The 19,688-nt window shown below is 72.6% G+C and carries 19 protein-coding genes; 2 read left to right on the top strand and 17 right to left on the bottom strand.

Annotation, left to right across the window (positions count from 1 at the left end):
• Positions 1–23: 23 nt before the first annotated feature.
• From gap to OG500_RS35675, 3 genes are all read right to left on the bottom strand, one after another.
• Positions 24–1,022, bottom strand: a complete 999-nt coding sequence (gene gap, locus OG500_RS35685; RefSeq protein WP_327071800.1) for a type I glyceraldehyde-3-phosphate dehydrogenase — start codon at positions 1,020–1,022, stop codon at positions 24–26.
• A gap of 100 nt (positions 1,023–1,122) precedes the next feature.
• On the bottom strand, positions 1,123–2,079 hold the full coding sequence (locus tag OG500_RS35680; RefSeq protein WP_327070998.1) for a GlxA family transcriptional regulator: 957 nt from the start codon (positions 2,077–2,079) through the stop codon (positions 1,123–1,125).
• 44 nt (positions 2,080–2,123) lie between these two features.
• Complete coding sequence (locus OG500_RS35675) at positions 2,124–3,323, bottom strand: DUF418 domain-containing protein (RefSeq protein ID WP_329586482.1); 1,200 nt, start codon at positions 3,321–3,323, stop codon at positions 2,124–2,126.
• Positions 3,324–3,438: 115 nt separating this feature from the next.
• Here OG500_RS35675 and OG500_RS35670 point away from each other — a divergent pair, with 115 nt between their 5' ends.
• Both OG500_RS35670 and OG500_RS35665 read left to right on the top strand, forming a co-directional pair.
• Positions 3,439–4,266 (top strand): class I SAM-dependent methyltransferase, encoded by an 828-nt coding sequence (locus tag OG500_RS35670; protein WP_327070996.1) that lies wholly within the window; start codon positions 3,439–3,441, stop codon positions 4,264–4,266.
• A gap of 426 nt (positions 4,267–4,692) precedes the next feature.
• The gene (locus OG500_RS35665; RefSeq protein ID WP_327070995.1) at positions 4,693–4,971 is read left to right on the top strand and encodes a hypothetical protein; all 279 of its coding nucleotides are present in this window, start codon (positions 4,693–4,695) and stop codon (positions 4,969–4,971) included.
• A 39-nt stretch (positions 4,972–5,010) separates the two neighbouring features.
• On the opposite strand, the gene OG500_RS35660 is transcribed toward OG500_RS35665, so the two are convergent.
• From OG500_RS35660 to OG500_RS35595, 14 genes are all read right to left on the bottom strand, one after another.
• Positions 5,011–5,658, bottom strand: coding sequence for a DUF998 domain-containing protein (locus OG500_RS35660; protein WP_327070994.1), 648 nt, complete (start codon positions 5,656–5,658; stop codon positions 5,011–5,013).
• A 146-nt stretch (positions 5,659–5,804) separates the two neighbouring features.
• Positions 5,805–7,475: a phospholipase gene (locus tag OG500_RS35655; RefSeq protein WP_327070993.1), complete on the bottom strand. Its 1,671-nt coding sequence runs from the start codon at positions 7,473–7,475 to the stop codon at positions 5,805–5,807.
• A gap of 139 nt (positions 7,476–7,614) precedes the next feature.
• Positions 7,615–7,887 (bottom strand): hypothetical protein, encoded by a 273-nt coding sequence (locus OG500_RS35650; protein WP_329586477.1) that lies wholly within the window; start codon positions 7,885–7,887, stop codon positions 7,615–7,617.
• Between the two features lie 50 nt (positions 7,888–7,937).
• Positions 7,938–8,945: a 3-oxoacyl-ACP synthase III family protein gene (locus tag OG500_RS35645; RefSeq protein ID WP_329586474.1), complete on the bottom strand. Its 1,008-nt coding sequence runs from the start codon at positions 8,943–8,945 to the stop codon at positions 7,938–7,940.
• Complete coding sequence (locus OG500_RS35640) at positions 8,942–9,610, bottom strand: SRPBCC family protein (protein ID WP_327070990.1); 669 nt, start codon at positions 9,608–9,610, stop codon at positions 8,942–8,944. The genes OG500_RS35645 and OG500_RS35640 overlap by 4 nt, the downstream gene beginning before the upstream one ends.
• Complete coding sequence (locus OG500_RS35635; RefSeq protein WP_329586471.1) at positions 9,582–11,327, bottom strand: thiamine pyrophosphate-binding protein; 1,746 nt, start codon at positions 11,325–11,327, stop codon at positions 9,582–9,584. The genes OG500_RS35640 and OG500_RS35635 overlap by 29 nt, the downstream gene beginning before the upstream one ends.
• Positions 11,324–12,349, bottom strand: coding sequence for a GlxA family transcriptional regulator (locus OG500_RS35630; protein WP_327070988.1), 1,026 nt, complete (start codon positions 12,347–12,349; stop codon positions 11,324–11,326). The genes OG500_RS35635 and OG500_RS35630 overlap by 4 nt, the downstream gene beginning before the upstream one ends.
• Before the next feature lie 149 nt (positions 12,350–12,498).
• Positions 12,499–13,581, bottom strand: coding sequence for a hypothetical protein (locus OG500_RS35625; protein WP_329586468.1), 1,083 nt, complete (start codon positions 13,579–13,581; stop codon positions 12,499–12,501).
• A gap of 28 nt (positions 13,582–13,609) precedes the next feature.
• Positions 13,610–14,497: an ATP-grasp domain-containing protein gene (locus OG500_RS35620; protein ID WP_329586466.1), complete on the bottom strand. Its 888-nt coding sequence runs from the start codon at positions 14,495–14,497 to the stop codon at positions 13,610–13,612.
• Positions 14,498–14,570: 73 nt separating this feature from the next.
• Complete coding sequence (locus OG500_RS35615; protein WP_327070985.1) at positions 14,571–15,317, bottom strand: SDR family oxidoreductase; 747 nt, start codon at positions 15,315–15,317, stop codon at positions 14,571–14,573.
• Between the two features lie 89 nt (positions 15,318–15,406).
• On the bottom strand, positions 15,407–16,585 hold the full coding sequence (metX, locus tag OG500_RS35610; protein ID WP_327070984.1) for a homoserine O-acetyltransferase MetX: 1,179 nt from the start codon (positions 16,583–16,585) through the stop codon (positions 15,407–15,409).
• A gap of 30 nt (positions 16,586–16,615) precedes the next feature.
• Positions 16,616–17,593 carry a cysteine synthase A gene (gene cysK, locus OG500_RS35605; RefSeq protein WP_327070983.1) on the bottom strand — a complete coding sequence of 326 codons (978 nt, stop codon included), beginning with the start codon at positions 17,591–17,593 and terminating at the stop codon, positions 16,616–16,618.
• A gap of 56 nt (positions 17,594–17,649) precedes the next feature.
• The gene (locus tag OG500_RS35600; protein ID WP_329586462.1) at positions 17,650–18,474 is read right to left on the bottom strand and encodes an arginase family protein; all 825 of its coding nucleotides are present in this window, start codon (positions 18,472–18,474) and stop codon (positions 17,650–17,652) included.
• Between the two features lie 85 nt (positions 18,475–18,559).
• Entirely contained in the window at positions 18,560–19,309 is a 750-nt protein-coding gene (locus OG500_RS35595; RefSeq protein ID WP_327070981.1) for a YqcI/YcgG family protein, read from the bottom strand.
• Positions 19,310–19,688: the final 379 nt, after the last annotated feature.

Raw genomic sequence — 19,688 nt, 5'->3', positions numbered from 1 at the left:
CGCATCGCCCGTGCGCGGTGAGGTCACCTGGTGGCGAGGAGTTCCAGCGTGTCGATCACGCGGTTCGAGAAGCCCCACTCGTTGTCGTACCAGGCGACCACCTTGACGTGGCGGCCATCGACACGGGTGAGGGCCGAGTCGAAGATCGCCGAGGCGGGATTGCCGGTGATGTCGGACGACACGAGCGGGTCGTCCGAGTACTCGAGCACGCCGGCGAGCGGTCCCTGCGCGGCAGCGCGGTAGGCCGCCAGCACGTCCTCACGCGTCACGTCGCGAGCGACGGTCGTGTTGAGTTCGACGATCGATCCCACCGGAACCGGCACCCGGATCGAGTCGCCCGACAGCTTGCCGTCGAGCTGCGGCAGCACCAGGCCGATCGCCTTGGCAGCGCCCGTCGTGGTCGGCACGATGTTGACGGCGGCGGCGCGGGCGCGGCGGGCGTCGCGGTGCGGCCCGTCCTGCAGGTTCTGCTCCTGCGTGTAGGCGTGCACCGTCGTCATGAAGCCGTGCTCGATGCCGGCGAGATCGTCGAGCACCTTGGCCAGCGGGGCGAGCGCGTTGGTCGTGCACGAGGCGTTCGAGACGATCGTGTGCACGTCCGGGTCGTAGGCGTCCGTGTTGACCCCGAACGCCAGCGTGACATCGGCACCGTCCGACGGCGCACTGACCAGCACCCGCTTCGCGCCGGCGTCGAGGTGGGCGCGAGCGTCCTTGGCCGACGTGAAGCGGCCGGTCGCCTCGAGCACGAGGTCCACGCGGAGTTCGGCCCACGGCAGCTGCGCCGGTTCGCGCTCGGCGAGCACCGCGATGCGACGGCCGTCGACGACCAGGGCGTCCCCGTCGACGGTCACCGGGCGGCCGAGCCGGCCGCCGGTGGTGTCGTAGGCGAGCAGCCGCGCGAGGGTGGCGGGCTCCGTGAGGTCGTTGACCGCGACGATCTCCAGGTCGCTGTCACGTTCCAGCAGTGCCCGCAGCACGTTGCGTCCGATGCGGCCGAATCCGTTGATGGCGATGCGCGTCATGAGTGGTGTCCCTTCGGTTCCCCACCAATGTCGCGCGCGGCATCCGCCGGTGACAGCGGCGCGATCGCCAAGGTTCAAAAGGATCGCGCCAGGCGGCGGGCTACTCGCCCTGGGTGAAGGTGCGCCGGTACTCGCTCGGTGTCGTGCCGAGGACCCGGTGGAAGTGCAACCGCAGATTGGCACCGGTGCCCAGACCGGTGTCGGCGGCGATCTGCTCGACGTGCCGCTGCGAACGCTCGAGCAGCTCACGGGCCAGGTCGATGCGGGCGCGCATGACCCACTCCATCGGCGTGTATCCCGTGTCCTCGACGAAGCGCCGCGAGAAGGTGCGCGGCGACACCGCGGCATGCCGGGCGAGCAGTTCGAGGGTGAGGGTCTCGCCCAGCCGGTGCAGCGCCCACTCGCGGGTGGCGGCGAACCGCTCGCCCAGTGGCTCGGGCACGCTGCGCGGCACGTACTGCGCCTGGCCACCGCTGCGGTAGGGGGCCGCGACCAGGCGCCGGGCCGCGTGGTTCGACGCGGCCACTCCGAGGTCGCCGCGCAGGATGTGCAGGCACAGGTCGATGCCCGATGCCGCGCCGGCCGACGTCAGCACGCTGCCCTCGTCGACGAACAGGACGTTCTCGTCGACCCGGACGAGCGGATGCTTGGCCGCGAGGGCCCGCGCGTAGTGCCAGTGCGTCGTGGCGCGCCTGCCGTCGAGCAGGCCCGTGGCGGCGAGTGCGAAGGCGCCCGTCGAGATGGCGGCGAGCCGCGCGCCCCGGTCGTGGGCGGCGATCAGCGCGTCGACGACGGCCTGCGGCGGGTCGTCGCGGCCCGGGAACCGGTAACCGGGGACGAAGACGATGTCGGCCCACGCGAGCGCGTCGAGCCCGTGGGCGACGTGGTACGACAGGCCGTCACCGCCGGTCACCAGACCCGGCGCCGCCCCGCACACCCGCACCTCGTACGGCATGCTCGCGCGGGTCGTGAACACCTGTGCGGGGATGCCGACATCGAGCGGCTTCGCACCTTCGAGCACGAGGACGGCAACGTGTTGCCGGGGTGAGGCTGGCATGGGGACGAGGGTACGCAGCGGAGCCGCGTGTCCGAGCGGCGCGGTCACGCGGCTTCGACCCGCCCGGGTCGCGGGATCCGGCGCACCACCGTGTGCAGCACCCATTCCAGCGGGCCCCGGCGGAGCGGGGAGTCGCGCCACAGGTGCTGCCAGGCCGCGGCACCGAGCACGGCGGCGGCGGTGAAGCCCGCGAGGAGGCTCCAACTGCCGCCCTGGTCCTCCAGGTCGAACGCCAGCGCGAGGACCAGGCCGTGCGCGACGTACAGGGTCAGGGCCATCGTCCCGACGTCGGCGAGCGGGCGCAGCAGCCGCGCCGCGGCGGGGAGGCGGGCGACGGCGACGGCCAGGGCGATCAGGGCGCAGCCGGTGCCGGCGTTGCCGAGGATCTCCAGCGGGGTCTGGCTGTAGGGCTCGGCGATGAGCAGCCAGTGCCAGGAGGTGGTGGGGATGGCGCCCTCCTGGGCCGCGAGGACGGTGTGGACGGGGTCGGGGGTGGGCAGGGCCCAGGGCTGGTGGACGGCGATCGAGGCCAGCAGCCGTTGCCGCCCGCCGCACCGCTCGATGGCCAGCCAGGCTCCCGCGTACCCGGCGGTCGCCGCCGCGATGCCCGCGCATGCCACCGGCAGCCAGTGCGCCGCCGGGCGCTGGGGGTGGGCGAGGCGGGCCAGCAGGAGGCCGACCAGCAGGTAGGGCAGGTAGGTGAGGGCGGGATAGCCACCGGTCAGCAGGAGTTGGTCGAGCGCGGTGCCCAGGCCGGTGGGGCTGGCGAGGTCGGCCAGGGTCGGGACTTCGCCGTGGGCCGCGGTGTCGAAGCCCACGACCGGACCGAGCAGGTAGGACAGGACGGGCCCGAGCACCACGCTCGCGGCGGCGACCGCGGCCAGCTGCGGGGTGCGCAGGCGCAGGAGGGGCTCGGCGGCGAGGAAGTAGACGGCGTAGAAGGACAGGATGACGAGGAAGCCCGGCCGCAGCGAGGCCAGGCCCAGCCCCAGGAGCAGCAGGCAGGCGCAGCGCAGCAGGGTGCGACGCCACAGGAGGGCCGGCGAAAGGGTGGTGCGGGCGCGGGAGAGCGCGAGCGAGAAGCCGGCGATGAGGACGAACAGGGCCGAGGAACGCGCCTCGGCCGCGACGAGGAGATAGCCCGCGCCGCTGCGGTAGGGGTCCGGGCCGACGTGCACGGCGAACATCCCCAGGACGGCCAGACCGCGCGCCGCGTCCAGCCCCAACAGCCTTTTGTCACCCATGCCCTGCTAACGCCCCGGGGATGCGATCGGAAATCGAACCGGCGTCACTTCCGGGACGTCCGTGGCGGGACTTCGGTGAGCCACGCCGGACACTTCCTGAGGCAGGATGGGCGGCATGACAGCTGACAACGCATATCTGCTGGACAACCGGCAGCGCGAGGCCGGGCGACGCTTCGAGGCGTTCGCCGAGCTCTTCGACCCGTGGACGCTCGCGCACCTGGAGCGGCTGGGGCCGATGACGGGCCTGCGCTGCTGGGAGGTCGGGGCCGGCGGTCCCTCGGTGCCGGCCGCACTGGCCGCCCGGCTCGGGCCGACCGGGCAGGTGCTGGTGACCGACCTCGACACCACCTGGCTGACGGAGCCGGCCGAGGGCGGGCCCGGCGACGCGCCGGTGCGTGTGCTGCGCCACGACGTGGTCAACGAGGAACCGCCCGGCGGGGACTTCGACCTGGTGCACGCCCGGCTGGTGCTCGTCCACCTGCCCGAGCGCGCCCGGGTGCTGCGCACCCTGGCGGCGGCGGTGCGGCCGGGCGGCTGGCTGGTCATCGAGGATGCCGATCCCTCGCTGCAGCCGCTGGCCTGTCCCGACGAACGCGGCCCGGCCGAGGAGTTGGCCAACCGGATCCGGCGCGGTTTCCGGGCCCTGCTCGCCGAACGCGGCGTCGACCTCGGCTTCGGCCGCACCCTGCCGGCCCTGCTGCGCGGCGCCGGGCTGCGCGAGGTGGCGGCCGAGGCGTACTTCCCGGTCACCTCGCCGGCCTGCCGCGAGCTGGAGGCCGCCACCGTCCGCCAGTTGCGCGAACAGCTCGTGGCGGCCGGGCTGGCCGCGCCCGAGGAGATCGAGCAGCACCTGGCGAACCTGCGCCACGAGGACGACGGTGCGGAACTGGACGTCACCACCGCGCCGTTGATCACCTGCTGGGGCCGCCGCGCGCTGCGGTGACACGCTTACCGCCGGGTTCTGGGCCGAGGCCGGTGCGCTGCTGCGGGACTTCCCCGGAACGCTGCCCGAGCTGCTGGCCTGCGAACCCGGGCCGGGCCCGCCGGTCGGCCCGGGTTCGCAGGCCAGGCGGGCGGCAGGCGGTCGGGGCCGCCTTGTGCAACCTTGGAGGAGGGGTGATCAGCCGCTTTTTGCGAGAGGAGTGGGCCATGTCATCGAAGCGACGCCGCAAGAAGAAGGGCCGCTGCAAGCACAAGGCCAATCACGGTCGCCGGCCACAGTGCTGAAGGCCCTGGGCCCGGTACTCGCTGTCACCGGGCCCTCGGCGGCAGCGACGTCGCCGGGCCCTCGGCGGCACCGACCGCGCGGACGCGCGTCGGCGACGGGCCGCGCGGGCGGATAGGGTCGCTCAGGACGGGAGGTTCGATCATGCTGGCGGGTCCAGGATTCTGGGATACGGAGATCGCGCGGGCGGGCTGGTCACGGGTGACGGCGCCGGACGTCCGGGCGTTTCCCGAGACGGCGGCGCGCGGCAGCGTGTGGGGCAGGAACTTCTACCTGCGCGGTTCCGAGCGGCTGGTCATCGAGTGGTCCGACCCGGTGATGCTCACCGCGGTGCTGCTCAACGGCCAGCAGCGCACGGTCACGACGGCCGAGGAGCTGGCGGCCTTGATCCGGCCGGGCGGCGGGCGGCGCGAGCTGGGCTGAGGCGGAGGGCGGATCCGGTGGACCCGCCCGGTGACGGGGTCAGGGCCGCTGCCCGCCGGGGCTGGATTCGGTCCGCGCGTCGCGCGTCGCGCCGGACGGCGCCGTACGGGCGGCGTAGCGCAGGCAGGACGCCACGACGACCAGCGGCCACAGCGTCTGGAATCCCGTCAGGACGCGTTCGGCCAGGCCCGCGGTGCCGTGGCCGCGCAGCGCGTAGAGGAACCACAGCGCGATGACCAGCGTCATCGCCATCGCCGCGTTCGAGACCAGCGGCCGGAGCACCCGCGGGCCCGGGCGCCCGTACTGGGCTGCCAGGCCCGGCCACACGCCCATGGCCACCACGCCGAAGGCCGCGGACGCGCTGTGCCGGGCGGACGGGCCGGCCGCCGACTCCGGGGCGAGGGCGACCAGCACCGAGGCCAGTCCCCCGCAGGCCAGTGCCACCCTGCCGGGTGTCGAGACCACCCGCAGTCCGTACGCGGTGGCCCAGTGGCAGAGCCCCAGGGCGAAGAGCACGCCGGTCATGATCCAGCTGTAGGCGGCGGTGGTGCCGGCCAGCGCGCTGATCGTGTCGGAGACCGGGTCGTAGCCGGGGCTCTGCAGCGCACCCGCCGCCAGCCACCCGCCGACCAGCAGAACGGGGGCGACTCCCGACGAGATCACGGTCCAGCGGGGCACGCTTCGCATGCGCCCACCCTAGGGAGGAAAGCGCCGATATCCACCCGTACACGCAGATCTCGGGCGGAGGAGGTCACCGGCCCCGCGGTGCGGATACGCCGGCCGGGTGAGGGCCCGGGTGGGCCGGCCGGACGGGCCGGCCCACCGTGGCGGGGTCAGTTCGGGCAGATGCCGCGGGTGTAGTCGACCGTGGCGGCGGCCTGCGAGTACTGCCACTCGGGGGCCAGCAGGTTCGTGTCCAGCTGGGCAGCCGCGCTCGGGCTCTCCACCAGGTAGCCGAAGTCCTGCAGCCAGGCGGGGTACAGGTTCTTCGAGCCGACGAAGAACGCCGAGCCGTCGACCGTGACCACCTTGTGGTGCAGCGCGAACGGGTGGCCGTCGGCCCAGTTCGCGGTCGGGGCGGCGCGGAACGAGGCGAGCTGGAGGTTCTGGCACATGGTGGCCTTCGCGCCCGCCGCGTTGCCGCTCTGCGCCGCGATCCGGGCCTGGAGCTCGTCGCTGATCTCCGACAGGGACTTGATCTGCGAGTACCCACCGCTGCCGACCGCGCCGCGGTTGGCCGGGTCGCTCACCACGATCCGCACCTTCACGCCGGCGGCCAGCTTGGCGGCGAGCAGGTCGTACAGGCGCAGGTCGTAGCGCGGCATCGGCGGGCAGGTGCCGTTGAGGTCCTGCTGGGAGATCTCGATGTGGCTGGTCGCACCGGCCACCAGGGCGCGCAGCGCGCTCTCCTCGGGGTTGACCGTCTCGTAGTCGCGGTCGCCGTTGGTGTTGTCGTGCAGCGCGACCGGGCCGCACTTGGCGTCGGCGGTGGCCGGCAGGTCAGGCTGGTAGGTGGAGGCCTGGTCCGCGCCCTGGATGCCGACGCCCAGGCCGCCGATCGCGATCACCGGCAGGTCGCCGGTGGCCGGGACGGGCCCGGGGTTGGCGTCCTTCTCCAGGTTCGGCAGGCAGGACGCGCCGTTGCTGGCGGCGAACCAGGCGCTCGACAGGACGCCGGTGTTCTTGCAGGTCCAGCCCCACAGGGTGTCGAGGTAGGCACCGGCCGAGGCGGCGGCGGGACCGGTCAGCGCGAGGTCGACGTCGGACACCGGGTGGGTGGTGTCGATGTAGTCGTCCTTCCAGTCGTTGATGCCACCGGTGATCACGCTGCGGCCGTCCACCACCAGCAGCTTGGAGTGGTTCCAGGACAGGGCGGTCCTGGAGGTGGTCATCGACGCGACGTTCAGCGTGACGCCGGCGGCGGCCGGGCCGAGCCTGGCCAGCAGGTCGTTGCGGTAACTGGTGGGCAGTGCGGTGATGTTGTAAAGGGGGGCGGCCCCGACCAGGACCCGCACGGTGAGCTTGTTGCCCGCCGCCACCGAGGCCTTCAGGCCCGCCACGATCGCGTCCTGGAACTCGCCGTTGGGGAACGGGGCGAGGGTGGAGATGTCGACCGTGCGGGTGGCGGCGGCGATGTTCGCCGTCATCTTGGCCAGCAGCTTGTCGGTGCCGACCCGGTCGGCGCAGGTCGGGTCGCCCCAGCAGTTCGGGGTCTGCAGCAGCCAGCCGGCCGGGTCGTCGGCGGGGGCGTCCAGGTTGTTGCCGCTGGTGCGCTGCCAGACCGTTCCCTCCAGGCCGGGCGAGACCTGACGCAGCATCTGCTCGACGGCGTCCAGGTGCGGGGTGCCGGCGGGCGCGGGCGTCCCCGCGGCGGCTATCGGCGCGTCGGCGAAGGCGGGAGCGGCGGGCAGCGCGGCCAGCGCCGCGCCGAGGGTCAGGGCGGCGCTGGCGGCCAGCGTGGCGCGGGTGGCGCGGCCGAGGCGGTGGGACGGGCGACGGAGCACAGGCAGTCCTTCAAGAAGTGGCAATGTTCACCTGAGAGGCTCCTTAAAAATACCTGACAGTAACCTGAGCTGGTGTCAGAGGGCCGTCAGGATCCGTCCACTGGTGCGTGACAGCCCGTCAGGGGCGCCGGAAGCCCCGTCAGGGGGCGTCGCCCTGCCAGTCCCAGCGGCGCGGATCCGCGGGGCGCGGGCCGTAGAGGGCGTGACCACCACCGCCGTACGCGCCGATCTCGGTCGCCAGGGCGGCGCCGGCGGCGAGCCGGTCCGCGCTCCAGCCGGTGACGTCGAGCAGCAGCCCGTCCAGCGGACCCGCCACCAGCTCCCGGTACACCCGCCCGGGGCGCGGGCCGGGGTCGGGATCGTCGTGATCCGCCCCGTAGACCCGGCCCCGCATCAGCGCCTCGTCGTCCATACCCGCCAGGGTTCCAGCCGCCACCGACAACCGCCCTGGTCCCGAGCGGGTCAGCCGCCCCAGCGGATCGCGGCGGCGCCCGCGAAGTCGCCCGCGTGGGCGAAGCCGCCCAGCACGACCAGGTCGCCGCCCTTGACCTGGCCGGAGCGGACGGCGCGGTCCAGGGTGATGGGGATCCCCGCGCCGAACAGGTTCCCGCAGCTGTCGAAGGTGTCGGGGTGCCGCTCCTTGGGCAGGCCGAGCGCCTTTCGCCAGTTGCTGAGGAAGGCGCGGTTGGGCTGGTTGGTCACCAGCGTGTCGATCGCGCCGGTCGGCAGCCCGAGCCGGTCGCACAGCTCGGTGACCACCTCCGGCACCAGGCGGTTGCCGCGCTCCATGACCGTGGCGACGGCCTCCTCGGTGAAGCCGATCCGCAGCTGCGACTCGCCGGGCTCCCAGTACTTGCGGCCGTCCTCCAGGACCGCGGTCATGTCGCCGCCGTAGTCGCCGATGTGACGGGTCACCACGCCCAGCACCGGGGCCGCGGCGGAGGTGGTCAGGTAGCCGACCCCGCAGCCGTCGCCGGGGATGGCGGCCTGGGCCAGCCTGCGCACGTCGGGCTGGGTGAACAGCTGCCCGGCCGCGCTCTGGGCGTTGCAGATCAGCGCGCTGGTGGCGTCCGTGCTGGTGAGGATGGTGCGGGCCAGCTCGATCATCTGGACGAAGGAGGCGCAGCCCGCGTTGGCCACGTCGAGCAGCCACCGGGGCTTGAGCCCCAGGCGGCGCGCGACCTCGGTGCCGGCGCCCACGAACGGGATGTCGGGCAGCTGGCTGTGCATCAGCAGCACGTCCACGGAGCGGATCTCGTTGCGGCCGTGGCGCTCGATGAGCGGCTGCACCGCGCGCTCCACCAGGTCCGCGTTGCTCTCACCGGCCACGTGGTGCCGCAGCGGGGGGACGCGGAACATCGGGTTGTCGCGGAGCTTGTCCTCCGCGCCGGGGTACTCGGTGTAGAACTCGGCCGGGACGGGCTCGCCGGGCAGATGGCCGGCGACGTCCATGAGGCTGACGGTGGTCATCGCACCACCGCGCGCGGCGCGCTGCCGATCGGCAGGCCGCCCTGGTGGCGGTGCTCCAGGATGGCCTTGAGGTTGGCCAGCTCCACCGTGTGGCCGGCGTAGAAGAGGTCCCAGTAGTCGCCCACCCACGGCCGGTCCGGGCGCGGTGCCAGTTCCGGGCGGGGGTTGCGGTCGTAGTGGGGGTGCCGGCAGTTGGTCCAGGTGATCACCGAGCCGGGGCGGCCCAGCACCAGCTGGGCGGGCACCACCCGCATCAGGTAGATCATCCAGAGCTCCTCGCCCTGGTCCCAGGCGCAGTGGAAGTCCACCGTCATGGCCTCGGCGTTGGCCGCCACCTTGCAGTAGATCCGGGTGTCCTGCTCGAGCAGGTCGTCGCCGATCCAGAGGCCGGGGGTCTGCGTGGGTGCGAAGTTGCGCAGGCTGAAGGTCCACTCCTCCAGGTGGTGGCCCTGCCGCAGGTACTCGTAGGCCTGCTCGGGCGGGCAGTCGACGTGGGTCTCGATGGTGCAGTAGCGCCCGTAGACCTGCTGGTGCGAGTACTCCGGCCGGGTGAGCTCCGCGCAGCGGGCCACCAGCTGCTGCTGGTCGGTGTTCTCCACCCGGGTCAGGCCCGGGATGCCTGCCAACTCGGGCGTGTCAGCCGACATGGACGGGTCCGAACTCATCTGCGGTCTCCTCGTGCTGGGCCGGCTCGGTGCCGGCGGATATCGGGGTCGGTGGTGTGGCGGTTGTCGCCGGGGTCAGGAAGGGCAGGAAGGGCGGCGTCTCGGCGGGGTCGACGTCGAGCGTCACGAACGCGGGGCCGCCGCGGGTGTTGGCGTGCAGCAGCGCCCGGCGCAGCCGCGGGCCGTCCTCGGCCCGGGTCACCGCGAGGCCCGGGAACATCGCGGCCGCGCCTGCCGCGAGGTCGGCGGGGCGGAAGCGGCTGCTCGGGTGCGGTGCGCCGAGGAAGATCCGCTCACGGGTGGCGCACATGGCGTGGCCGTTGTTGTTGAGGATCACGAAGGTGACGGGAGCCTGGTACTCGACGGCGGTGTGCACCTCCATGCCGTGCATGAAGAACGACCCGTCACCGGCGATCACATAGGTCCGCCGTCCGGTGGCGAGCGCCGCGCCGATGCCCGCACCGAAGGTGTATCCCATGCCGCCCATCCCCACGGCCACCACGAAGCGGCCCTCGGCCGGGGCGGGCAGCAGGTGGATCACACTGGCACCGGCGTTGCCCGCGTCGACGAAGACGTGCGCCTCGGGCGGCAGCGCCGCCTCGATGGCGGCGACCGCCGCCCGGCAGGAGGTGCCGCCACGGCCGTGCTCGGGTGCCGGGCGCGGCACCGGGCCGGCGTGGTCGGGTGCCGGGCGCGGGTGGACGGGCAGGGCCTCGGCGAGCTCGCGCAGGGTCGCCCGGACCTCGCCCGGCACCGCCGTCCCCGGCACGAACGGCGGCTCGGGGTCGATGCAGACCACCGGGGTCCCGGACAGGGCGGCGTCGAGTCCGGCGCGTGCCACGTCCGGCAGCCGGGTGCCGACCAGCAGGCAGAGGTCGGCCCGCCGCAGGCAGTCCACCACGTTCTGATGGCCCATCACCCCGGCCACCCCGGCGAAGCGCGGGTCGTCGTTGCGGAACACGTCCTTGGCGTCCGGGGTGACCGCCACCCAGGCGCCGAGCCGGCCCGCCAGCTCGGCCAGTTCGGTGCGGGCGCCGGCCGCCGCCACGCCCTCGCCGGCGATGACGAGCACGGTCCGCGCGCCGCGCAGCAGCTCGGCGGCCCGGCGCCGGGCCGCCGCGGCGGCAGGCGCGGGCGCGGGTGGGGCGGGGAAGGTGGCGGGAGCCGGCCGCCGGGGGCGGACCAGGGCCTGCTGGACGTCCTTGGGGAGCAGCAGCACCGCCGGGCCGCGTGGGGCGCGCTCGGCGGCGGCGAGCGCCTGCTGGAGCAGCTCCGGTACCGCCTCCGGGTCGTCGGCCCAGGCGCAGAACCGGCTGACCGGCGCGAACAGCTCCCGCATGTCGAAGGAGCCCGCCCTGCCGCTGGCGTCCTGGAAGGCCCCGCGCCCCCGCGAGGTGGTCGGCGGCTGCCCGACCAGGGCCAGCACCGGCACCCGTGAGGCGTACGCCTCGGCCAGCCCCGACACCAGGTTCGTCGCGCCGCCGCCCGAGGTGACCGCCACGACCCCGATCCGCCCGGTGGCCCGGGCCTGGCCGTCGGCCATGGTGGCGGCGGCGAACTCGTGCTTGGCGACCACGGTGCGGATCACGCCGCCGGTGCCGAGGAAGGCGTCGTAGAGGTCCTCGATGTTCGCGCCGCCGACGCCGAACACCTGCCGCACACCGTGGGCGGCCAACTCGCCCGCCAGCTGGTCGACGAGTCGGATCCTGGCCGTCATACGGGGCTCCTGTCCTGGTGGTCCGCCGACGCTGGGGAGACGACCAGGCCGGCCGGCGACAGCGCCTGGAAGCGGTGGCGGTACTCGTTCGGGGTGACCTCCAGCGCCCGGCCGAAGGAGCGGAAGAACGTCTCCTGGGCCGGGAACCCGCAGCAGTGCGCGATCCGGCCGACCGGCAGGTCGGTGGTCTCCAGCAGCTTGCGGGCGCGGGCGATCCGCATCTGCTCGATGTACTGGCCCGGGGGGACGCCCACCTCGCGGCGGAACACCCGGGCGAAGTTGCGCACGCTCATGTGCGCCCGCTCGGCGATCGTCGGTACGTGCAGCGGCCGTTCGAGGTTCTGCAGGATCCACTCCTGCGCGGCGCGGATCGGCGCCCGGTCGGCGAGCTGTGCCTCCAGCACCGAACTGAACTGCGACTGACCGCCGTTGCGCTTGAAGAAGAGCACCAGGTACCGGGCGATCTCCAGCGCGGCGCTCGCGCCGTGGTCGGCCTCCACCAGCGCGAGCGCCATGTCGATGCCGGTGGCCACGCCGGCCGAGGTCACGAACCGGCCGTCCCATACGAAGATCGGTTCCGGATCGACCGTCACCTCGGGGTAGCGGCGGGTCAGGTCCGCGCAGTACGCCCAGTGCGTGGTGGCGCGCCGGCCGTGCAGCAGACCCGCCTCGGCGAGCAGGAACGCCCCACCGCACACGGAGGCGACCCGGCGCGATCTGCCGGCCGCCTCGCGGATCCAGGCGACCAGCTCCCGGTCCTCCAGCGCCTCCTTGAGGCTCCAGCCGCCGGGCACGAGCAGGGTGTCGATGGGGCCGTCGGCCGCCGCCAGCGGCTGGGCCGCGATCACCATGCCCGAGGAGGTCCGCACCAGCGGCGCGTCCGCGGAGACGAACTCGATCCGGTAATCGGCACCCAGCTCCGGCAGTTGCCGGTTCACGGTGTCGAACACCTCGATCGGCCCCGCGACGTCGAGCGCCTGCGCACCGGAGTAGAGCACCACCACAACACGTCGTTGAGACACCGTCACAGCCTGCAGCCATGACGGGGTGGCGGCAATGACGGCTTACTGACGAATTCGGCCAGCCGGCCGGCCATGGCGCGGCCGGGGTGCGCGTATTTCCCTTCAGCGCAGTGGAGTTGAGAGGACGTCAGGAGAGGGCGTGAGGTATGTCATGTCCGCGAAGCCCTGGTCGCGGCTCTTCCCCGGGCGAGGTCGAAGGCCGCGGCGGGGTCGCGCTCCCTGGTCCACGGCTCCGCGCCGCACCAGGGGCCGATCAGCCTGAACTGCTCCAAGGCGGCGTCATGGCTGCCCGCCTGGAGCAGGAAGGAGGCCAGCAGGTGGCGCAGTCGGGGCAGTTGCCGGTCGCCCTCGCGGGCCTGGCCCAGCGAGCGGGCGACCTGCGCCAGCAGTTCCCTGGCCGCGGCCGAGGAGGGCAGCGCCGAGCGGCCCGCGCGCTGGGCCAGCTCGTTCAGCGCATCCAGGTAGATCCCGGCCAGCGGGCTGCCGGCCGGTGCCCGGCGCACCGCGTCCTCGGCGAACGCCATCATGAGCCGGTGCGAGCCCGCCCACTTGGCGCACCAGTACTCCAGCGCCTGCCGGTGGCCCAGGTAGTGGTGCGGGGCCCGCAGGACGAGCTGGTCCCAGAGCGGGACGAACTCCTCGTGGCCGTGGCGCAGCGCGCGGGCGGCGGTGACCATGACCACCCAGGGCCCCGGATCCTCCGGTGCCAGCGGAGCCGCCTGCTGCGCGGTCTCCAGCGCGGCCTTCGCCAGCACCAGGAACCGCGCCATCCGGTTGGCGGGCACGCTCTGCCCCGAGCCGTCGCCGCGGGCCTCCCAGGCGCGGTGCAGGAGCAGTTGGGCCTGCACGGTGGTGGCGGTACAGCTGTCCGGTCGAGCGCGCAGCCAGTCCTCCAGCCAGGCGTCACGGTGGGCGGCTATCTCCTGCAGCAGCTCGATCCGCGCCCAGCGCTCGTCCCAGTCCTCGCCCGCGGCCGCCACGAAGGCGGCCGCCGAGCGCCAGTCGCCCTGCAGCGCGTCGTGCGCGATGGCCTCGATCTCCTTGGCCCGGTGGACGGGCAGCTGCGGCCCGGCCCGCCGCGCGTCGAGCGCCTCGCGCGGCGGCAGCCCGTGGGCGACGGGGTCGAACCGCGCGCGGATCCAGCGCGCGCGGACGGTGCGGTTCAGGGCCGGGGCGATCCGCCAGCCGAGCGGGACCGCGACGGAGAGGACGAGCAGGATGAGGAGGGTCACGACCAAGATCTTCCCGGTCGTTGATCACCTATGACAACACCAGCCGCTCGGCCAGGGCCCGGGCGAAGCGCAGCGCGCCGCCGTCGGCGAACGCCAGACTCAGGCTGGGCTCGCACAGCTCCAGTTCCAGCACCACCGGCCTGCCGTCGTCGCCGCGGATCAGGTCGACGCGTCCGTAGAGCAGCGGCTGCGCCAGGCCCAGGTGTGCCGCCGCCGCCTCGAGTGCGGCCAGCGCGACGGCGCGTTCGTCCTGGTCGGCCTCCCGTGCCCGGCGGACGTCCTGGGTCGGCGCGTTGACCGTGCCGTCCGCCAGGAGCAGGGCGCTCTTGCGGATGGCGTGGCTGTAGGCGCCGTCGAAGTAGATCATGTCGGTCTCGCCGTCACGGTCGATCGACGCCAGGTAGGGCTGCACGATGACCTGGCAGCCCTTGTCGAGCAGCCGGCCGATGTACTGGCCCGCCTCGGCCGCCAGCGCTCTGGTGAAGCGCTGGACGTCCTTGGAGTAGGCGCCGACGGTCGGCTTGACCACCAGCTCGCCGGCGCCGGGGTGCGCCGCCAGGAACTCCCCGAGGGCCGCCAGCGGATCCGTGCCGGGCTCGACGAAGGTGCTCGGCACCACCGGCACGCCGCGTGCGGCGAGATCGGCCAGGTAGTGCTTGTCCAGGCTCCACCGCACCACCGGCAGCGGATTGAACAGCGGCGCCAGCTCGGTGACGCGCTCGCACCAGGCCAGGAACTGCGGCAGGCGCTCCACGTAGCTCCAGGGCGAGCGCAGCAGGACGGCGTCGAACCGCGACCAGTCGACGGCCGGATCGTCCCAGGCGCACACCTCGACGGGCAGGCCGGTCGCCCGGCAGGCGTCGAGCAGCAGCGGCATGTCGAAATCGAGCGGAAGGCTCTCTGCATCGGTGACCATGACAAGGGTGCCCACAGTGCGAATCCAATACTGGGTGGGGGTGGATGGCTTCCGGTGGCGGGGCCGTGCAGGGCTACCAGGGCAGGACCTCGCCCTGGTGGACGTAGCTGCCGGTGGGACCGTCGGCGTCGAGCAGGGCCATCCGGACGCTGGTCCGGGCGCCCTCGGGGATGTCGAGGTCGCCGGCGCCGTCGTTCATGTCCGTCCTGGTGTAGCCCGGGTGCACCGAGTTCACCTTGACCGGCGTGTCGCGCAGTTCGTAGGCCAGGTGCACGGTCCAGGAGTTCACCGCGCTCTTGGAGGCGCTGTAGGCCGGCAGCGATTTGAACATGTCGCTGTAGGCGTAGGAGCCGGGATCGCTGTGCGTGCCGAGCGACCCCAGCAGGCTGGAGACGTTGACGATGCGTCCGGCCGCGGCCCTGCGGATCATCGGCAGGAAGGCCGTGGTCACCTCGACCACGCCGAACAGGTTGGTGTCGAAGGTCTCGCGCCACTGGTGCAGCGGCTGTTCGGAGGGCTGCCGGCCGTACTCCTCGATCCGGATGCCGGCGTTGTTGACCAGGATGTCGAGCCGGCCGTACCGGCTCTCGACCGCCGCCGCGGCGGCCCGGATGCTGTCGGTGTCCGTCACGTCGAGGACGACCGGCTCCACGGCCAGGCCCTCGCCGCGCAGCCGCAGCGCCGCTTCGCCGACCGCCTCGGCGTTGCGGCCGGCGAGCAGGACCTGCACGCCCTGCTCGGCCAGTTGGCGGGCGATCTCGAAGCCGATGCCGCGGTTGGCGCCGGTGACGAGGGCTGTCTTGGCTGGCTGCCCGGACACGTGGGACTCCTTCACTGAGGGGGTGCTTCACTGAGGGGGTGCGGAAAGCGGTGGCCGCCTGCGGCCGGCGGCCGGCGAGCCCGGCCCGGTCAGAGCGCCGACAGGAACTTCGCCACCGGCGGCCCGAAGCGGCCGGTGTCGACGAGGAAGGCGTCGTGCCCCTCGCGCGACTCCAGCGGCAGGAACTGGACGTCCGCGCCGCCGGCGCTCAGGCCCTCGGCGATCTGCCGCTGCTGCTGCACCGGGAAGAGGATGTCGGTCTGCACGCCCATCACCAGCGCCTGTTCGACGCGCAGCCGGGACAGCGCCTCGTCGGCCGTGCCGCCGCAGGACTCGCCGAGGTCGAACCGGTCGATGCAGCGGCTCAGGTAGAGGTAGCTGTTGGGATCGAAGCGGTGCGCGAAGCGGTCGGCCTGGCACGCCAGATAGCCCTCGACCTCGAACTCAGGGCCGAACTCAGGACCCGAGTCCGGGCCGGACTCAGGGCTGGACTCGGGCCCCGGCCCCTGCCCCACGCGGTCCTGCGGTTCGCCGCGGCGCTCGGCGCTCAGGCGGGCCCGGCCGAAGCGGCTGTCCCACTCCTGCGGCGAGCGGTAGGTCATCATGCCCAGCTTGCGTGCCGTGCGCATGCCGCGCTGCGGGTAGTGCTCCTCGTCGTAACTGCCCTGGTGCCACTGCGGATCGAAGCGGATCGCCTCGCGCTGCAGCGACCGGATCGCGATCGCGAACGGCAGCGCGTGGACGGCTCCGGAGATGCTGATGTGACTGCCCGTCAGGCCGGGGTGGCGGGCCAGCAGGGAGAGCGCGCTCATCGCACCCATGGAGGTGCCGATCACGCAGGCCAGCCGCTCGATGCCGAGCGCGCGCACCGCGAAGGCCGCCGTGTCGGCGATGTCCTCCATCGAGAGCTCCGGAAACGTCAACCGGTAGGGCTCGCCGGTGCCCGGGTCGATGGACGGCGGCCCGGTCGAACCCTTGCAGCTGCCGAGGGAGTTGACGCAGATCACGTGCCAGCGATCGGTGTCGACGGGCCGGCCCGGCCCCAGCATGGCCTCCCACCAGCCGGGGCTCGGGTCGTCGGGGTGGGAAGCGGCGTGTGCATCGGGCGAGAGGCCGGTGAGGAGCAGGACCGCGTTGTCGCGTTCCGCGTTCAGCCGCCCGAAGGACTCGTACGCGATGCGCGCACCGTGCAGTGCACCGCCGCGCTTCATCGCGAAGCCGTCGGGCAGGTCGATGAAGCGGGTTGCCGGGGGGATGAATTCTCTCATGCACCTAGTCCCTCGTCCCAAGCCCCAGGTTCAGGCGCCGCCGGAACCGCTGTCCAGCGCCGCCAGCCATTCGTCGTCCGAGCCCTCGTTCATCCCTTCGAGCAGGAAGGTGGACAGGTAGCGCTCGCCGGTGTCCGGCAGCATCGCGAGCAGCACCGAGCCCTGCGGCGCGCCCTCGGCCACGCGCAGCGCCGTCGCCAGGGTGGCGCCGGCCGAGATGCCGGCGAAGATGCCCTCCTCGGCGGCCAGGCGGCGCGCGGTGTCGCGCCCGAGCACCTCGTCGACGGTCAGCAGCTCGTCGATGACGCTCTGGTCGAGCACGCTGGGCACGAAGTCGGGGGCCCAGCCCTGGATCCGGTGCACGTTCCACCCCTGGCCGGAGAGCACCGCGGCGTTGTCCGGCTCGGCGGCGATCACCCGCACCTCGGGACGCGCGCGCTTGAGCATCTGGCCGACGCCGGTCAGGGTGCCGCTGGTGCCGAAGCCGGTGACGAAGTAGTCCAGCCGCTTGCCGGCGAAGTCGCTGAGGATCTCCGCCGCCGTGGTCTCGCGGTGGTAGGCGGGGTTGGCCGGGTTGTCGAACTGCCGGGCCCGGAACCAGCCGTGTCGCTCCGCGAGCTCGTCGGCGATCTTGTTGCCGCCACTGCTGCCCAGCGCGCCGGGGAACAGGATGACCTTGCCGCCGTAGGCGCGGATCAGCTTGCGCCGCTCCATCGAGTAGGTGTCCGACATCACCGCGACGAACTTGTAGCCGCGGGCCGCCGCCACCATCGCCAGCGCGATGCCGACGTTGCCGGAGGTGCACTCGGCGATCGTGTCACCGGGCTTCAGCAGGCCCTTCGCCTCGGCGTCCAGGATGACGGCCAGCGCCAGGCGGTCCTTGACCGAGCCGCCGGGGTTGAAGGACTCCACCTTCACGTAGACCGTGGTGTGCGCGGGGGCGAGCCGGTGCAGTCTGACGATGGGCGTGCGGCCGATCGTGTCGGTGATGCTGTCGTAGAGCGGCATGCGGTGACTCTCCTTCAGGGAACCTCGGAGACGGGTGGGTTGACGGGGACGGGTAACTAGCCGGCCTGCGCGGTCGCGGTCTCGAAGACCGGGGCGATCATGTCGAGGATGACGGAGACCGCGTGGGCGCTGATGTCGTCGTCCTGCGGGGCGTTGAACTCCGCCACCTCCACGCCGACGAGCTGCGCCGGCGGGATCGCCTCGAACAGGGCCCGGATCTGGGTGGGCAGCATCCCGTCCGGGACCTTGTAGTCGGCCGGCACGTAGCCCGGCTCCAGCACGTCCCAGTCGATGTGCACCCATACCGGCGCACCGCCCACGGCGGCCAGGATGTTCTGCGCCGACGCCTCCTTGGGCGGGATGACCCGCACGCCGTGCTTCCGCAGCAGCTCGCGCTCGGGCTCGTCGATGTCGCGGGCGCCGACCAGGACGGCCTGCTCGGTGCGCAGTCCGGCGCCGTGACCGCTGTCCCAGAGCCCGCACGCGCCGGAGAGCACCATGCCGCCGAGGTAGCCCGTGTCGGTCGTCTCCGGCGTGTTGAAGTCGCCGTGCCCGTCGATGTACAGCACCACGGCCTCCGGCCGCTCCCGCGCCACCACCGGCAGGGTGGCCAGGCTCGCCGAGCAGGTGTTGGAGACCAGGACCGGGAGCCGGCCGCCGGTCAGGCTCTCGGTGACCGCCTGCCCGAGCCCCACCAGGGTCTCCCTGGCCTGGGGCAGGCTGACGGTCCAGTCGTCGGCGGCGGCCGGCGCGGGCTCGCCGATGGCACGGCCGGTGACCGGATAGCGCTGTTCCAGGGCCCGCGCGACGCGGGCCGCGCCCTCGATCAGTCGGGCTTCCCGGTCCGCGACCCGGCCCTGCGTGACGATGAGGTCAATCATTGATCAGTGTCCTCTTCCGAGTTTTTCGTGGAATTCCGCCCGGCGGAATTCTGTGGTCCGTGGTGCACCCGGCCCGGGCCGTGCTTCAGGGCTCGCGGGACAGGAAAGGGCATTTGTCGGTCCGCTCGGCGTTCTCCTCGATCAGACCGTACTGGAGCCATTCGACGCCGCCGGCGCCGTAGGAGCCCAGTTGCCAGGAGTGCGCGGCGCCGTCGTAGCGGGCGATTCTCCTGCGGATGTTCGAGCGGACCTTGCGGCCGCTCGGGGTGTCGCCCGCGAAGATGTCGAACCGTTCGCGCGGGTTGATGACGAGAATGAAGTGGTCACCCAGATTCCGGCTGCGGCGCACCTGGTGCGCGGGGCTGCTCATGTTGCAGAACAGCGGCATGCCGTTGAAACACATCGACCAGGAGTCGGAATGCGGATCCGTGCCGACTTCGGCCGGCCAGGGTGCGGGGTCGATCTCGTGCAGCTCCTGGAGGACCCGCCAGCCGAAGGCGTGGTACTCCTCGACGGACCGGGCCGCCACGGCGTCCGGCAAGAATGCGGCGATCAGTGGATATGAGGTGTCCAGGCTGCCGTCCCAGGCTCTGGACAGTTCGACGTACTCCGCGAGGCCGTCCGCCAGGTGCTGGAGGCCGCCTCGGGCGGTGTTCTCCACGAAGACGAATCTCAGCAACTGTTTTCGGAATGCGTTCCGCGAGAAGACGCAGGGAAAACCGGGATCGGCCAGCCTGGATTCGACGTCGCGCAGGACTTCGCGGTGCCAGTCGGCACCGACGGCGCCGACCTGTGCTTGAGGGATGATGATCGAGTGCTTCTCTGACTTCTCCAACTAAGGCGTCCGTTCCTCACTGGAGGGCCCGCACTTTCGTCAGCGGGTGCTTCGTCAGCCGCGCGGGCTGATATGAGCGCAGCTCAGCGTCGCGAGGGAACAGGACAGCCGGCGACCGATGATGTCTTCCGAGCCAGCAGGCGGTGAAATGTATCGAGTGAGGTTCCCCGTTGCCACATTCGATCTCCGCTCCTTAACCAGCTTATTGCGGCCATTGGGCGTAACGAGACGCTACCCTGTCACGCCCCTAGATCACCAGTCAAGACTTGTCCGGTCGCCGAGACGGAGATGATCTCCGTGCGATGTTCTTCGTGGCACATACAGAACAGGGGGCGGGAACGTTGTGCCAAATGGCTTGTTTTGGTTACGAATCAGGGCC

The sequence above is a fragment of the Kitasatospora sp. NBC_01250 genome (assembly GCF_036226465.1).
In the GTDB taxonomy this organism is placed as follows: Bacteria; Actinomycetota; Actinomycetes; order Streptomycetales; family Streptomycetaceae; genus Kitasatospora.
Note: the sequence above shows the minus strand (reverse complement) of the source record. Positions and strands in the feature narration are given on the sequence as shown.

What these genes read in the sequence shown, in the direction of transcription:
- OG500_RS35640 (WP_327070990.1), bottom strand. Translation starts at nt 9,610, where the DNA reads ATGAGTTCGGACCCGTCCATGTCGGCTGACACGCCCGAGTTGGCAGGC.
- OG500_RS35675 (WP_329586482.1), bottom strand. Translation starts at nt 3,323, where the DNA reads ATGGGTGACAAAAGGCTGTTGGGGCTGGACGCGGCGCGCGGTCTGGCC.
- OG500_RS35650 (WP_329586477.1), bottom strand. Translation starts at nt 7,887, where the DNA reads ATGGACGACGAGGCGCTGATGCGGGGCCGGGTCTACGGGGCGGATCAC.
- gap (WP_327071800.1), bottom strand. Translation starts at nt 1,022, where the DNA reads ATGACGCGCATCGCCATCAACGGATTCGGCCGCATCGGACGCAACGTG.
- OG500_RS35600 (WP_329586462.1), bottom strand. Translation starts at nt 18,474, where the DNA reads ATGATTGACCTCATCGTCACGCAGGGCCGGGTCGCGGACCGGGAAGCC.
- metX (WP_327070984.1), bottom strand. Translation starts at nt 16,585, where the DNA reads ATGAGAGAATTCATCCCCCCGGCAACCCGCTTCATCGACCTGCCCGAC.
- OG500_RS35665 (WP_327070995.1), top strand. Translation starts at nt 4,693, where the DNA reads ATGCTGGCGGGTCCAGGATTCTGGGATACGGAGATCGCGCGGGCGGGC.
- OG500_RS35670 (WP_327070996.1), top strand. Translation starts at nt 3,439, where the DNA reads ATGACAGCTGACAACGCATATCTGCTGGACAACCGGCAGCGCGAGGCC.
- OG500_RS35660 (WP_327070994.1), bottom strand. Translation starts at nt 5,658, where the DNA reads ATGCGAAGCGTGCCCCGCTGGACCGTGATCTCGTCGGGAGTCGCCCCC.
- OG500_RS35645 (WP_329586474.1), bottom strand. Translation starts at nt 8,945, where the DNA reads ATGACCACCGTCAGCCTCATGGACGTCGCCGGCCATCTGCCCGGCGAG.
- OG500_RS35635 (WP_329586471.1), bottom strand. Translation starts at nt 11,327, where the DNA reads ATGACGGCCAGGATCCGACTCGTCGACCAGCTGGCGGGCGAGTTGGCC.
- OG500_RS35620 (WP_329586466.1), bottom strand. Translation starts at nt 14,497, where the DNA reads ATGGTCACCGATGCAGAGAGCCTTCCGCTCGATTTCGACATGCCGCTG.
- OG500_RS35680 (WP_327070998.1), bottom strand. Translation starts at nt 2,079, where the DNA reads ATGCCAGCCTCACCCCGGCAACACGTTGCCGTCCTCGTGCTCGAAGGT.
- cysK (WP_327070983.1), bottom strand. Translation starts at nt 17,593, where the DNA reads ATGCCGCTCTACGACAGCATCACCGACACGATCGGCCGCACGCCCATC.